Annotated in this window: 13 protein-coding genes; 7 read left to right on the plus strand and 6 right to left on the minus strand. The window is 70.8% G+C overall.

Annotated features, from left to right (window positions below):
• The 3 genes from VFM98_RS00740 to VFM98_RS00750 all read left to right on the plus strand — a co-directional run.
• Positions 1–2293, plus strand: a 2293-nt coding sequence (locus VFM98_RS00740; protein WP_325107969.1) for a caspase family protein, incomplete at its 5' end; no start/stop codon positions are given.
• A 2-nt stretch (positions 2294–2295) separates the two neighbouring features.
• Positions 2296–4230: a hypothetical protein gene (locus tag VFM98_RS00745; RefSeq protein ID WP_325107970.1), complete on the plus strand. Its 1935-nt coding sequence runs from the start codon at positions 2296–2298 to the stop codon at positions 4228–4230.
• A gap of 120 nt (positions 4231–4350) precedes the next feature.
• Positions 4351–5448 carry an ABC transporter substrate-binding protein gene (locus VFM98_RS00750; protein WP_325107971.1) on the plus strand — a complete coding sequence of 366 codons (1098 nt, stop codon included), beginning with the start codon at positions 4351–4353 and terminating at the stop codon, positions 5446–5448.
• 18 nt (positions 5449–5466) lie between these two features.
• Here the strand turns inward: VFM98_RS00750 and VFM98_RS00755 are convergent, their stop codons facing one another.
• Genes VFM98_RS00755 through VFM98_RS00765 form a run of 3 tightly spaced genes read right to left on the minus strand, consistent with a single transcriptional unit; the run spans position 5467 to position 7572 of the window.
• The gene (locus tag VFM98_RS00755) at positions 5467–5976 is read right to left on the minus strand and encodes a TPM domain-containing protein (protein WP_325107972.1); all 510 of its coding nucleotides are present in this window, start codon (positions 5974–5976) and stop codon (positions 5467–5469) included.
• Positions 5976–6887 carry a YgcG family protein gene (locus VFM98_RS00760; RefSeq protein ID WP_325107973.1) on the minus strand — a complete coding sequence of 304 codons (912 nt, stop codon included), beginning with the start codon at positions 6885–6887 and terminating at the stop codon, positions 5976–5978. The genes VFM98_RS00755 and VFM98_RS00760 overlap by 1 nt, the downstream gene beginning before the upstream one ends.
• 7 nt (positions 6888–6894) lie before the next feature.
• Positions 6895–7572 carry a LemA family protein gene (locus tag VFM98_RS00765; RefSeq protein WP_325107974.1) on the minus strand — a complete coding sequence of 226 codons (678 nt, stop codon included), beginning with the start codon at positions 7570–7572 and terminating at the stop codon, positions 6895–6897.
• Between the two features lie 50 nt (positions 7573–7622).
• Here VFM98_RS00765 and VFM98_RS00770 point away from each other — a divergent pair, with 50 nt between their 5' ends.
• The 3 genes from VFM98_RS00770 to VFM98_RS00780 are packed head-to-tail and all read left to right on the plus strand — an operon-like array spanning position 7623 to position 9892.
• Entirely contained in the window at positions 7623–8363 is a 741-nt protein-coding gene (locus VFM98_RS00770; protein ID WP_325107975.1) for a hypothetical protein, read from the plus strand.
• 34 nt (positions 8364–8397) lie between these two features.
• Positions 8398–8850, plus strand: coding sequence for a YybH family protein (locus tag VFM98_RS00775; protein WP_325107976.1), 453 nt, complete (start codon positions 8398–8400; stop codon positions 8848–8850).
• On the plus strand, positions 8828–9892 hold the full coding sequence (locus VFM98_RS00780; protein ID WP_325107977.1) for a YheT family hydrolase: 1065 nt from the start codon (positions 8828–8830) through the stop codon (positions 9890–9892). The genes VFM98_RS00775 and VFM98_RS00780 overlap by 23 nt, the downstream gene beginning before the upstream one ends.
• 13 nt (positions 9893–9905) lie before the next feature.
• Here VFM98_RS00780 and VFM98_RS00785 read toward each other — a convergent pair whose 3' ends face one another.
• Positions 9906–10208, minus strand: a complete 303-nt coding sequence (locus tag VFM98_RS00785; RefSeq protein WP_325107978.1) for a hypothetical protein — start codon at positions 10206–10208, stop codon at positions 9906–9908.
• Between the two features lie 10 nt (positions 10209–10218).
• Between VFM98_RS00785 and VFM98_RS00790 the strand changes: the two genes are divergently transcribed.
• The gene (locus tag VFM98_RS00790; RefSeq protein WP_325107979.1) at positions 10219–10443 is read left to right on the plus strand and encodes a hypothetical protein; all 225 of its coding nucleotides are present in this window, start codon (positions 10219–10221) and stop codon (positions 10441–10443) included.
• 51 nt (positions 10444–10494) lie between these two features.
• Here VFM98_RS00790 and VFM98_RS26215 read toward each other — a convergent pair whose 3' ends face one another.
• Both VFM98_RS26215 and mrdA read right to left on the minus strand, forming a co-directional pair.
• Positions 10495–11046 carry a response regulator gene (locus VFM98_RS26215; RefSeq protein ID WP_325107980.1) on the minus strand — a complete coding sequence of 184 codons (552 nt, stop codon included), beginning with the start codon at positions 11044–11046 and terminating at the stop codon, positions 10495–10497.
• Positions 11047–11117: 71 nt separating this feature from the next.
• Positions 11118–13334 (minus strand): penicillin-binding protein 2, encoded by a 2217-nt coding sequence (mrdA, locus tag VFM98_RS00800; protein ID WP_325107981.1) that lies wholly within the window; start codon positions 13332–13334, stop codon positions 11118–11120.
• Positions 13335–13422 lie beyond the last annotated feature (88 nt).

Raw genomic sequence — 13422 nt, forward strand, 5'->3', positions numbered from 1 at the left:
CGGGCCGCAGGCGCTGCAGCGCGGATCCGGCCTCGATGCCGCCGCGCTCGCGGCGCTGCGCCCGCACCTGGTGAACCTGCGCGCGGGCAAGTTCTCCAGCGAAGGCGAGATGACCTCGACACCGGAGGAAGTGGACGCGATCTTCGAGCAGCACCTGCCGCGCTGGATGGCGCAACACGGCGACGCCCCGGCGCGCATCGTGTTCTTCGCCCATGGCGGCCTGGTATCGGAAAGCAGCGGGCTGCAGATCGCCCAGCGGCACGTGGGCTGGTGGCTCGCCAACGGCGTCTACCCGATCTACTTCCTCTGGGAGACCGGCTTCTTCGAGACCATCGCGCAGCTGCTCGGGCGCGCCACCGGCGGTGCGCGCGGCCTCACAGATTTCAGCGACTTCCTGATCGAGACGGCGGCGCGCGCGCTGCAAGGCCCGCGCATCTGGGGCGGCATGAAGTGGAGCGCCGAGCGGGCCTCCGATGCGCCCAGCCCCGGCGGGCCGATCGGCGGCGCGTACTACGTGGCGCAGCAGCTGAAGAAGTTCTGCGACCGGCACGGCAACCGCGTCGAGCTGCATGCGGCGGGCCACAGCGCCGGCTCGATCTTCCATGCGTACTTCCTGCCGGCGGCGCAGCAGCTCGGCGCGCCCGCGTTCAGGACGCTGCACCTGCTGGCACCGGCGATCCGCGTCGACACCTTCAAGACCCAGCTGCTGCCGCGCCTGAAGAAAGGCCTGGTGGGCCGCACCACGGTCTACACGATGCTGCGCGACTTCGAGCTGCGCGACAACTGCGCCGCGCTCTATCGCAAGTCGCTGCTGTACCTGATCCACTTCGCGCTGGAGGACCGGCGCAAGACGCCCATCCTCGGCCTGGAGGAAAGCCTGCGCGGCGACGCCGACCTGCGCGGCTTCTTCGGCCTCGACACCGTGCAGCCGGGCGCCAACGAGGTGATCTGGTCGCAGAGTCCTTCCGACACCGGCCGCTCGGCCAGCCGGGCGACGAGCCACGGCGACTTCGACGACGACGCGCCCACCATGAACAGCATCGTGCGCCGGGTGCTGGACAAGGCGGACGCCGACGCGATCCAGGAGTTCCCGGCGCGCGCACGGGCGGCCCGTGGCTGGGACGAGGAGGTGGACTGGCCGCAAGGCTTCGCGCCCGCCGGCGCCGGGCCGGCCCGCTGGAGCTGGCCCTGGACGCCGCCGTGGGCGGCGAGCCCGCCCGCGGGGCCGGTGCCGCCCTATGTACCGCCGGAAGCGCCGCCTCCCGCCTCGCCTTATGTGCCGTCGCAAGGCGCAACGCAAGCGCCAGCGCCCGCACCGCAACCAGGCACGATGGCGACCGGCCGGCGCACCGCCCTCTGCATCGGCGTCGACGACTACCCGAACCCGCAGCACCGCCTGAGCGGCTGCGTCAACGACGCCCAGACGTGGGCGCGGGCGCTGCAGCAACTGGGCTTCGAGACGCGCCTGCTGGTGAACGGCCAGGCCACCCGCGACGGCATCGATGCCGCCCTGCGGGCGCTGGTCGGTGGCAGCCGCGCCGGCGACGTGATCGTCGTGCAGTACGCGGGCCACGGCACCCACGTCGCCGACCTCGACGGCGACGAGACCGACGGCCGCGACGAGGCCCTGTGCCCGGTCGACTTCGCCAGCGGCGCGCTCTTCATCGACGACGACATCGCCAAGGTCTTCGCCGCCTTGCCCGAAGGCGTGAACCTCACGGTGTTCATGGACTGCTGCCATTCCGGCACCAACACGCGCTTCGCCGTCGGCCTGGAGCCGGGCGCGCTGGCGCCGCCGCCCGGCGCCCAGGCGCGCTACGTACCCGCGAGTCCCGAGCTCGATGCGGCGCACGCCGAGTACCGGCGCCAGAACCAGATGCTGTCGCGCGCGGTGCGCGCCGGCGGCACCGGCGGTGAAGAGGCGATGCGGCACGTCAAGTTCTCGGCCTGCCTCGACAGCGAAGTGGCGCTGGAAAGCGGCGGCAACGGCGAGTTCACCCGCCGCGCCGCGCGCGTGCTCGCCCGCGGCATCCAGGGCCTGAGCAACGAGGCCTTCCTGCAGGCCGTGCTCACCGAGTTCGGCAGCAACGCGCAGCAGCGCCCGATGCTCGATTGCGCCTCGGCCTCGCGCTCCGCCCCGCTGCTGTTGCCGCTCGCAGGCGGCCAGCGCACGGACCAGGCCGCCGCCTCCGGCGCCGCAGCCGCGCAGCCCTCGGCCGACGCACGCGATGCCGCGCTGCTGCACGCCGTGCAGGTGCTGGCCGAGTCGGTGCAGCTGCTCGCGCGGCGCTGAGCATGACGCAGCAGCCGGCCGCCACGACGGCGCAGGCAGTGGCCGCCGATGCGGCCACCCGCGGCGAGGCGGAGGAGGACACGCGCGCGCTGCCGACGGGCACGCGCTATCCGGGCGAAGGCAGCCTCTATACCATCGGCGAGGGCGTGCTGCGCGCGCCGCTGCAGCCGCACGAGCGCCAGCCCGACGAGCCGCTCTACCGGCCGCTGCGCATCTTCACGGTCGATCCGGCGCAGTCGCGGCTGGAAGGCGCCGTCGCCACCGTCAACGTCGCCTACGAGCCGCTCGAGCCCGGCCCCACCGGCGCGTTGCTGGCGGTGGTGGACACCGATCCCGCCACCGGCGGCAGCCTGCGCCAGGCGAACCTCGACGAGCGCAACGTGCTGATGGCGGACGGCTACGATCCCTCGCCCTCGGACCCGCGCTTCCACCAGCAGATGGTCTACGCCGTCTGCAGCAACGTCTATTCCGCCTTCCGCACCGCGCTCGGGCGCACGCCCGGCTGGAGCTTCGGCGACGCGGCGCAGCCCGCGCGGCTCGTGATCCGGCCGCATGCCGCGCCGGAGGCCAACGCCTGGTACGAGCGCGTGGACGGGCGCGGCGAGCTGCACTTCGGCTACTTCTCCGCCGGCGAGCATCCGACCGACCGCACGCTCGCCGGCGGCATCGTGTTCACCTGCCTGTCGCACGACATCGTGGTGCACGAGATGACGCACGCGCTGCTGGACGGCCTGCGCGCGCACTTCATGGTGCCCACCAACCCGGACGTGATCGCCTTCCACGAAGCCTTCGCCGACCTGGTGGCGGTGTTCCAGCATTTCAGCTACCCGGAGGTGGTGCGCACGGCCATCCGGCAGTGCCGCGGCGCGCTGGAACAGGCGGCCTTGCTGGGCCAGGTGGCCAGCCAGTTCAGCCGCTCGAGCGGCTGCCAGGGACCGTTGCGCACGGCGCTGGAAGAGGGCGCCGAGCCGCGCCCGTACCGCGAGGACCTGGAGCCCCACGCGCTGGGCGCCGTGCTCGTGAGCGCGGTGTTCGAAGCCTTCACGACGGCTTTTCGCCGCAAGACCGAGGCGCTGGTGCGGCTCGCCTCGGGCGGCACCGGCATCCTGCCGCCGGGCGAACTGCCGCACGACCTGCAGCAGCTGCTGGCCGACAAGGCCGGCAAGCTCGCGAGCCAGTTCCTCGCGATGTGCATCCGCGCGATCGACTACTGCCCGCCCACCGGCCTGACCTTCGGCGACTTCCTGCGTGCGCTGATCACGGCCGACTACGACCTGGTGCCGGACGACCCGCTGGACTACCGCGGCGCGCTGGTGGACGCCTTCCGCCGGCGCCGCATCTATCCGCGTTCGGCCCAGCACCTGTCGGAGGACGCGCTGCTGTGGAAGCCGCCGCGCGTGGAGCTGCCGCCGGTGCGCGGCCTCGACTTCGCCACCCTGCGCTTCCAGGGCGATCCGGCGCAGGCCGCCAGCGTCGACGAGCTGCGGCGCCAGGCCGCGGCGCTGGGGCGCTTCGTCACGCGGCGCGAATGGCTGGCGGAGTTTGGGTTGGTGGCCGGCGACGACCCGCGGCTCGGCCCGCACACGGTCGACCTGCCCACGGTGGAATCGATCCGCACCGCGCGGCGCGCGGGCCCGAACGGGCAGATCGTGTTCGACCTCGTGGCCGAGGTCACGCAGGCCATGCACGTGGCGCCCACGGCAGAAGGCCCCGGCTTCACGCACCACGGCGGCTGCACGGTGATCCTCTCGCCCCAGGGCGAGGTGCGCTACGCGGTGGTCAAGAGCGTGCTCGGCGCCGGCCGGGTGGAGCGCCGCCGTGACTTCCTGCTCACTCCGCTGGGCAGCCGCTTCTGGCAACGCGATGGCGACTGGCTGCGCGCGCGCACGGGCCTGTTCCGCCTGGTGCACGAGCAGATGCACGTCGCGTATCCTTAGGGCAACGCCCCACAGGCCGTTCGGGTCAGTCCCGAGCCTCAGCGCGGCCGAGCAGTAGTACCCTGTAACAAGAGGTGGCCGCGCCAGACGGCCCCCGCGCTCGTTGCCAGGAGGATCCCCATGCGCACCCTTGCCTGCACGCTGCTGCTTGCCGCGGCGCCCGTCCTCGCCCAGGACATCGTGATCGGGCAGTCCGCGCCGCTCACCGGCGGCAATGCCGAACTGGGCAACGACATCCGCAACGGCGCGCTCGCGTACTTCCGGAAGGTCAACGAGGCCGGCGGCATCGGCGGCGCCAGGATCAAGCTGGTGACGCTCGACGACCACAACGAGACCAAGCTCTCGGCCGAGAACACGCAGAAGCTGCTGTCGGACCACAACGCGCTGGCGCTGTTCGGGTATGCCTCCTCCACCCTCAGCATCCCCGCGATGCCGGCGGTGCTCGAACACCGGGTGCCGTTCTTCGCGCCCTTCACCGGCGCGGACACGATCCGCAAGCAGAACGACTACGTCTACACGGTGCGCGCCACCTATGCCGACGAGATCGGCAAGATCGTCAACTTCTGGGGCAACCTGGGCAACACCAAGATCACGGTGCTGCACTACGACGACACGGTCGGCAAGCAGAACTTCGAGACCGTCGCCAACGTGCTGAAGAAGTTCGACCGCAAGCCGGTGTCGGTGTCGATCAAGCGCAACGCGGAGGTCACCGACGCCAGCGTGCGCGACGTGATCGCCTCCGATCCCAACGTGCTGGTGGTCACCACGCTGTATGCGCCGGCGGCGCAGATGCTCAAGAAGCTCAAGGCGCAGGGCCGCGTCTACATGACCACCAGCCTGTCCTTCGCCGGTGCCAGCCAGCTGGCCAAGGCGCTGGGGCCGGATGCGCTCGGCGTGTCGGTCGCCATCACCGTGCCGACACCGCGCTCGCAGACCATTCCCGTGGTGCGCGAGTGCAGCGAGGCCTGGGCGGCCGACGGCCACAAGGAACCGATGTCGGTGACGGCGCTGGAGTCGTGCATCGCCGCCAAGGTGCTGACGGAGGGCATGAAGCGCGCCGGCACCAACCTCACGCGCGCGTCGCTGCACAAGTCGCTGTCGGCGCTGGGCCGCTACGATACCGGCGGCTACGTGGTCGACTTCAAGCCCAACTTCCGCCACGGCGGCAGCTACGTCGGCATGGCGCTGCTGAAGCCGAACGGCGAAGTGCGCGACTGACGCGAGCCCCGCGCGCGCTCACCCCAGCACGGGGTGGTCCGGCAGTTCGTTGGGATTGGCCTCGCCCGCGCGCAACGGGAAGTGCCGCTCCAGCAGGGCGGTGACGGCGTCGACGGCCTGCACCAGCCCTTCCTCGTAGCGGCCGGCGCGGAAGCACTCGCGCATGCCCTGCACGATCTGCTGCCACTGCTCGTGCGGCACGTGGCGCGCCAGGCCGCGGTCGGCCACCACTTCGATGGCGTGCTCGGCCAGCAGCAGGTAGATCAGCACGCCGTTGTTCTGCTCCGTGTCCCACACGCCCAGCTTGCCGAACATGGCGATGGCGCGTTCGCGCGGCGTGGCATCGCGCCAGAGGTAGCTGAGCGGCAGGCCGGCCTCGATGTAGATGCGGATCTCGCCGCTGTGGCGCCGCTCGCTCGCGGCCACGCGCTCGGCCAGCCGCTGCGCCAGCGGGGGCGGCACGGCGCGCCGCGTGTCGGCGTCGTCCAGCCAGCGATGGCGCAAGAGGCGTCTGAAGCGCTGCATCATCACCAGTCTCCCGAGGCGCCGCCGCCGCCGAAATCGCCGCCCCCGCCCGATCCGAAGCCGCCACCGCCGCCCCAGCCGCCGCGACCGCCCCAGCCGCCGTGCCCGCCGCCGAAGCCGCCGGGAAAGATCACCGGGCCGCCCCAGCCGCGCCGCCGGCGGCCGCCGAAGGGGCTGCCGGTGACCAGCGACCACAGCAGGGCGACGATGCCGGCGATCACGGCCACCACGATGCTGGAGGTGAAGAGCAGGGCCAGGAAGCCGGCACCGCCGCCGGTGACGAGCGAGCCGAGCTTGCGCCCGAACATGCCGCGCAGCACGGCGCCCGCGATCGGCACGCCGATGAAGAGGAAGACCGCGAGGTCGAACCAGTCGAAGCCCGCGGCGCCCTGCGGCTGCGTGCCGGTGCGCGGTTGCGCAGGCGCCGGCAGCGGCTCGCCCGAGATGCGCGCAATCAACTGGTCGATGCCGGCCTGCAGGCCGCCCGCGAAATCGCCCTGGCGGAAGCGGGGCGTGATCGCGTCATCGATGATCTGCTTGGCCGCCAAGTCCGGCACCGCGCCTTCGAGCGTCTTGGCCACCTCGATGCGCACGCGCCGGTCGTCCTTGGCGACGATCACCACGATGCCGTCGCCCACCTCCTTGCGGCCGATCTTCCAGGCGTTGGCGACGCGGTTGGCGTAGCTCGCGATGTCTTCCGGCTGCGTGGTGGGCACCATCAGCACCACGATCTGCGTGCCCTTCTTCTGCTCGAAGGCAGCGAGCTTGTCCTCCAGCCCCTTGCGCTGGATCGCGTCGAGCGTGTTGGTCTGGTCGATGACGCGCGCCGTGAGCTCGGGCACCGGCAGCACGTCCTGCGCGCGCACGCCGAAGGCGGCGAGCAGCGCGAGGAGGAACGCGAGCGCGAGTCTCAAGGCCTCGTCAGCGCGTGACCGTGCCCGTGGGCGGCGTACTGGGCGCGGGCGCGGTCGGCGCTGCCGGTGCGGCCGGCGTCGCGGGTGCAGCGGGCGCGGTCGGCCGGCCGAAATCCACCGTCGGCGGCACCGAGATCTGGGCCTCGTTCTGCACCGTGAAGCTGGCCTTGGGCTCGTAGTGGAACACCATGGCCGTGAGGTTGGTGGGGAAGCTGCGCGCGAGCACGTTGTACTGCTGCACTGCCTGGATGTAGCGGTTGCGTGCCACGGTGATGCGGTTCTCGGTGCCTTCGAGCTGCACCCGCAGGTCGCGGAAGGACTGGTTGGCCTTCAGGTCGGGGTAGCGTTCGCTCACCACCAGCAGGCGCGACAGCGCGCTGGAAAGCTCGCCCTGGGCCTGCTGGAACTTCTGGAAGGCCTCGGGGTTGTTCAGCGTCTCGGGCGTGACCTGCACCGAAGTCGCCTTGGCGCGTGCCTCGATCACCTGGCGCAGCGTCTCCTGCTCGAAGTTCGCTTCGCCTTTCACGGTGGCCACCAGGTTGGGCACCAGGTCGGCGCGGCGCTGGTACTGGTTCAGCACCTCGCTCCAGGCCGACTTGGTCTGTTCGTCCAGCCGCTGGAAGTCGTTGTAGCCGCACCCGGACAGCGATGCGAGCAGAGCCAGGATGGGCAGCCACTTCTTCATGTCGGTTTCCTTGTCCCTTGGCAGAACTTGTGGACGGTAGCATAGGTGGGATGCGGCAGGACCCGCTTCAAGTGTTGCAGGCGGCGTCGCGTTCCGTGCCCACGGCGCGAAGGCCGCGACTGCTCATCGCCGGTGCGACCGGAGCGCTCGGCAACGAAGTGCTGCGGCGGCTCGCCGGCTCCTCCGTCTACGCGCAGACGCAAGTCCTCGCACGCGAGCCGATCACCGAAGGCATGCGCAACGTGCAGACCCTGCTCGTGGCCGGTGAAGACCCGGCGCAGTGGCCGCCCGCGCAGGCCGACGTGGGCGTGGTGCTGTTCGATCCGCCGCGCATGTTCTACCAGCGCGAGCGCGCGCTCTGGACGCCGGCGCCCGAGCAACTGCCCGCGTTGGCGCGCTGGCTGCGCGCCGGCGGCGTGCGCACGCTGGCGGTGGTGCTGCCGCATGCGCCCGGGCGGCTGCCGGAGGCGCTCAAGCGCGGGCTGGCCAACCTCGACGAGCAGGCGGTCGCCAGCCTCGGCTTCGAGCGCTTGCTGATCGTGCGCTCGGCGCAGAAGCTCGCTGCCGCACCGGCCGGCCATCCGCTGAAACGGCTGGCGCACTGGATGCTGGCCGTGTTCAAGTACATGGTGCCGTCCGCGGAGCAGCCGGTGCGCGCCGTCAAGGTGGCGGAGCTGCTCTCCGCCGCCTTGCGGAGGGCGCCGCCCGGCATTCACGTTGCCGCGCCGGAGCTGGTGTGGCAGGCTTCACAGGGACAGCTGGAGGATGTCGTGCGACGCTGGCTGGGATGAGCAAGCTCCGGCACAATCGGAGGTAGATGTAACGATGCGCAACTCGAAGCTCCAGGCCGCCAGTCTCGAAGGCGATGCCGACGATGTGGAAGCGGCCTTCTACGATGCCCTGCAGCGCGGGGACATCGAGAAGCTGATGGCCTGCTGGGCGGACGAGGACGACATTTTCTGCATCCATCCGGGCGGGCCGCGTGTGGTGGGCGCAACAGCCATCCGGGCCACCTTCGAGGCCATGTTCGGCGACGGCGGCAGGGTGCGGGCCTGGCCCGAGCGGGTGCGGAAGATCGTCTCGGTGGCCAGTGCGGTGCACACCCTGGTCGAGCGGGTGGAGGTGCTCACGGCCGGCGGCCCCACCAACGCGTGGGTGATCGCCACCAACGTCTACCAGCGCACGGCCCAGGGCTGGCGCATGGTGGCCCATCACGCGAGCCCGGGCACGACGAGCGAGATCCAGGAAGTGTCGGATGCCCCATCGGTCCTCCACTAGCACCTTCCTTCAGCACTACACGGCGCCCGCGTGGCTGCCGGGCGGCAACCTGCAGACGATCTGGCCGGCGCTGTTCGCGCACCGCACGCGCGGCCCCGTGCCGGCCTACCGCCGCGAGCGCTGGACCACGCCCGACGGCGATTTCGTCGACCTCGACTTCCTCGCCAGCGAGGTCTCCGCGCACCGGCCGCTGATCGTGCTGTTCCACGGCCTCGAGGGCTCCTCGCGCAGCCACTACTCGGAAGCCTTCGCCGACGTGGCCTGGCGCGGCAAGCTCACCTACGTGGTGCCGCACTTCCGCGGCTGCAGCGGCGAGCCCAATCTCGCGCCGCGCGCGTACCACTCGGGCGACCACGAGGAAATCGATTTCATCCTGCGCCGGCTGCGCCAGCGCCACAAGGGGCCGATCGTGGCGGTGGGCGTCTCGCTGGGCGGCAACGCGCTGCTGCGCTGGGCGGCCGAGGCGGGCGAGGGCGCAGGCGCCGTGGCGCAGGCGGTGGCCTCGGTCTGCTCGCCGCTGGACCTCGCGGCCGGCGGGCACCGCATCGGCAAGGGCTTCAACCGCATGGTGTACACCACCATGTTCCTGCACACCATGAAGCCCAAGGCGCTGCAGAAGTGGGCCCAGCACCCGGGCCTGTTCGACCGCGAGGCGCTGCTGCGCGCGCGCGACCTCTACGAGTTCGACAACATCTTCACCGCGCCGGTGCACGGCTTCACCAGCGCCGAGGACTACTGGACGCGCGCCTCGGCCAAGCCGCACCTGCACCGCATCCGCATCCCGGCGCTGGCGCTCAACGCGCTCAACGATCCCTTCGTGCCGGCGGCGAGCCTGCCGCAGCCGAAGGACGTGAGCGCCAGCGTGACCCTGTGGCAGCCGCCCGAGGGCGGCCACGTCGGCTTCCCCACCGGGCGCTTCCCCGGCCACGTGACGGCGATGCCGGAGGCGGTGACGGCCTGGCTGCTGCAGGCTTCGGGCATCACGCCGCACGTGCCGCAGGCGTGGCCCGACCACCCGATGACGGTGCCCGCGCGGCTGTGAAGCCCGGCGCGCCTCAGGCCTTGCGCTTCAACTGCTCCACCAGCGCGTCCTTGTAGTTGCGCGCCTGCGCCGCATAGAACTCCTGCACCAGCGCGAGCAGCTGGTCGGCGAAGATGTCGATCAGCTTGTCGGCCATCCTCTCCTGCATCTTGATCATCAGCTCCTTTTCGGCGGTGAACTGGTAGGTGTCGTAGACCGAGTCCAGCTTGGTCTTGGCCGTCTCCGCGCACAGCACGGCGACGTCGGTCTGCTGCATGTGCATCTGGAACTTCACGAGCCGGGCGCTGATCTCGGTTTCCTGGTAGCCGGTGATCACGCCGAAGTAGTTGAAGGTCTGGTTCTGCTTGGCTGTACTTGACGAGATTGCCCTGGGAGGCCTTCAGCGCGCCGATGACGGCTTCCTTCAGGCCCGGCACGCCCTGGATGTTGACGATCTTCTCGACGGCGTCGGCGTCCGCCTTCAACAGGAAGTCGTCCTTCACGTAGGTGTTGCTCTGCTCTTCTGCACCATGTTCTGGCACACCGCCATGATCATCGAGCACTTCTTGTAGTCCGCCTGCGACATGGTGCCCTGCACGTTCACATCATGCGCCGCACGCAAGTCACTCTAGGAAAGGCCGGGCCCCGCTGCCATCGCGCGCATGCGGCAGCGGCTCGCGCCCATGCGCGATGCCGCGGCTCACACCCAGCCGGCCAGCCGCGCCTGGTACACGGCCTCGCCCCGCGAATGCACTTCCAGCTTGCGGTAGATCCGCTTGACGTGCGAGACCACCGTGTGGCGCGAGACTTCCAGGGTGCGCGCGATGGATGGGGGCGGCGATCGTGCCGTGCAGGCTGTCCTTCAGCAGGTAGCCGCGCGCCCCGGCGGCGAAGCTCTCGCGAACGTGGCGGTCGTCGTCGAGGTGGGTGGCCACGAGCACCCCGCAGTCCGCGCGCCGGGCGACGGCATGGCGGATCACGTCGATGCCGCTGCCATCGGGCAGGTCGACTTCGCTGACCACCACATCCGGCCGCAGCGCGTCGATGAGTGCCGCCGCGGCGCCGAAGGTGCGGACGGCGCCGCACAGGCGCAGCTGCTCCGCGTCCAGCACGGCGTCGGCGAAGCGCCGCAGGAACGGCGCCTCGTGGTCGACGATCAGCGTGCTGACGGCCATGCCCCTCACCCTGGCAAGGATTTTCCCATCGCACGCCGGTCGCGCGCGCCTCCCACCGTTGAGGAAATTTCCTAACGCGACTGCGCCACGCCGCGTGCAGGCCGGGCTGGCTTGCGGGGGGCGGATGCAGGGGCCGCCGCGCCGGCCGCAGGCAGCGCGCCGGTGGCCGGCCGCCAGCGCGGCACCCAGACGTTGGTGCCCGCCGTCGGCGTGCCCACGGTGGCGGTGGCCACCGGCGAGAAGGCCGCTGCGATCAGCGGGCCGGTCGGCACCGCCGCCTGCGGCATCGCGCCGGCACTGGCCGGTGCCATCGGCGCGCCGGCGGCGGCCGCTGCGGCCGGCGGCCAGGCGAACTCGGAGGCCGGGCGCGGCGTGCCGAGCGGGGTGGTGGCCTTGCCGAGCTTCACGGCCGCCATGTCCTCCTCGCTCGGGTACAGGCCCATCAGGTAGTAGTCGAACACGCGGCGCGCGATCGGCGCGGCGTTGGCGGCGCCGAAGCCGGCGTTCTCGACGATCATGCCGATCGCGATCTTCGGATCCTCGGCCGGCGCGTAGGCGATGTAGAGCGCGTGGTCGCGGTGCCGCTCCTCGGTGTTGGCGTGGCTGTACTTGGCGCCCTGCGCGATGCCCACCACCTGCGCCGTGCCGGTCTTGCCGCCGCTCGTGTACTGCGCGCCGCGGAAGGCGGCCGCCGACGTGCCCTCGATGGTCACGCCCACCATGGCCTTGCGGATGATCGCCAGGTTCTCCGGCTTGGCGGTGAGCTGGCCGACCTGCTGCGGCGCGACCGGGTGGGCCTGCTTGGTGACCGAGTCCACGATCTCCTTCACCATGTGCGGCTTCATGCGCGCGCCCTGCGGATTGGAGATGGTCGCCATCGCGGTGGCGAGCTGCAGCGGCGTGAAGTTGTTGTAGCCCTGGCCGATGCCCAGGGAGATGGTCTCGCCGGCATACCACTTCTGCTGCTCGGGGCGGCGGTAGGCCTTGCGCTTCCACTCGGTGGAGGGCAGCAGTCCCTTGGACTCGCCGTGGATGTCGATGCCGGTGATCTCGCCGAAGCCGAAGTGCGACAGCTGCTCGTGCATCAGGTCCACGCCCATGTCGTTGGCGAGGATGTAGTAGTAGGTGTCGCAGGACTGGACGATGGAGCGGTACATGTCCACCGTGCCGTGGCCGCCGGGCTTGTCGTCGCGGAACTGGTGGCCGCCGAACCAGAAGTAGCCGGGATCGCTGATCGCCTGCTCGGGCCGGCGCTTGCCGGTCTCCAGCGCCGCCAGTGCCATGAAGGGCTTGAAGGTGGAGCCGGGCGGATAGGTTCCGCGCAGGGCGCGGTTGAGCAGCGGCTTGTCGAGCGACTCGTTGAGCGCCTGCCAGTTCTCCTGGTCGATGCCGTCGACGAACAGGTTGGGGTCGAAGGTGGGCTTGCTGACGAAGGCCAGCACCTCGCCCGTCCGCGGGTCGATCGCGACGAAGGCGCCGCGGCGGTCGCCGTACAGGTCTTCCACCAGCTTCTGCAGCTTGATGTCGATCGACAGCTTCACCGTGTCGCCCGGCGTGGCCGGCGTGGAGGCCAGCTTGCGCACGGCGCGGCCGCCGGCGGACGTCTCGACCTGCTCCACGCCCGTGATGCCGTGCAGCTGCTTCTCGTAGCTCTGCTCCACGCCCAGCTTGCCGATGTATTCGGTGCCGCGGTAGTTGGCCTGCTCGTCCTCCGGCCAGTCCTCCATCTGCTTCTTCTCGGACTGGTTGACGCGGCCGATGTAGCCGATGGCGTGGCTGGCGAGCTCGCCCCAGGGATAGCTGCGGAACAGGCGGGCCTTGATGTCGACGCCGGGGAAGCGGAAGCGCTGCACCGTGAAGCGCGCCACCTCCTCGTCGGTGAGCTTGGTGCGCAGCGGCACCGAGTCGATGCTCTTGCTTTCCTCCAGCAGCTTGCGGAAGCGCCGCTTGTCGCGCGCCCCGATCTCGATCACGTGCGACAGCTGCTCGATCACCGTGTCCAGCGGCTGCGCCAGGCGCGAGGGCGTGATCTCCAGCGTGTAGGCCGAGTAGTTGCTCGCCAGCACGATGCCGTTGCGGTCGACGATCAGCCCGCGGTTGGGCACGATCGGCACGATGGCGGTGCGGTTGGCCTCGGCCTGCTCGTCGAATTCCTCGTGCCGGACCACCTGCAGGACCACCAGGCGCGCCACCAGCAGCAGGAACAGCACGAGTACCGCGACGCTGGCGACCAGCACGCGGCCGCGGAATTTCGACAGGTCGGCTTCGACGTTTCTGAGCTCGGTCATACGGCGTTGAGCATTCAGCGTTCGGCGTTGGGCGAGGCATTCACGTTGAACGCCCAACGCTCAACGCCCAACCTCACAGAGGTCGATT

It is taken from the genome of Ramlibacter sp. (assembly GCF_035706265.1).
GTDB lineage: Bacteria > Pseudomonadota > Gammaproteobacteria > Burkholderiales > Burkholderiaceae_C > Ramlibacter.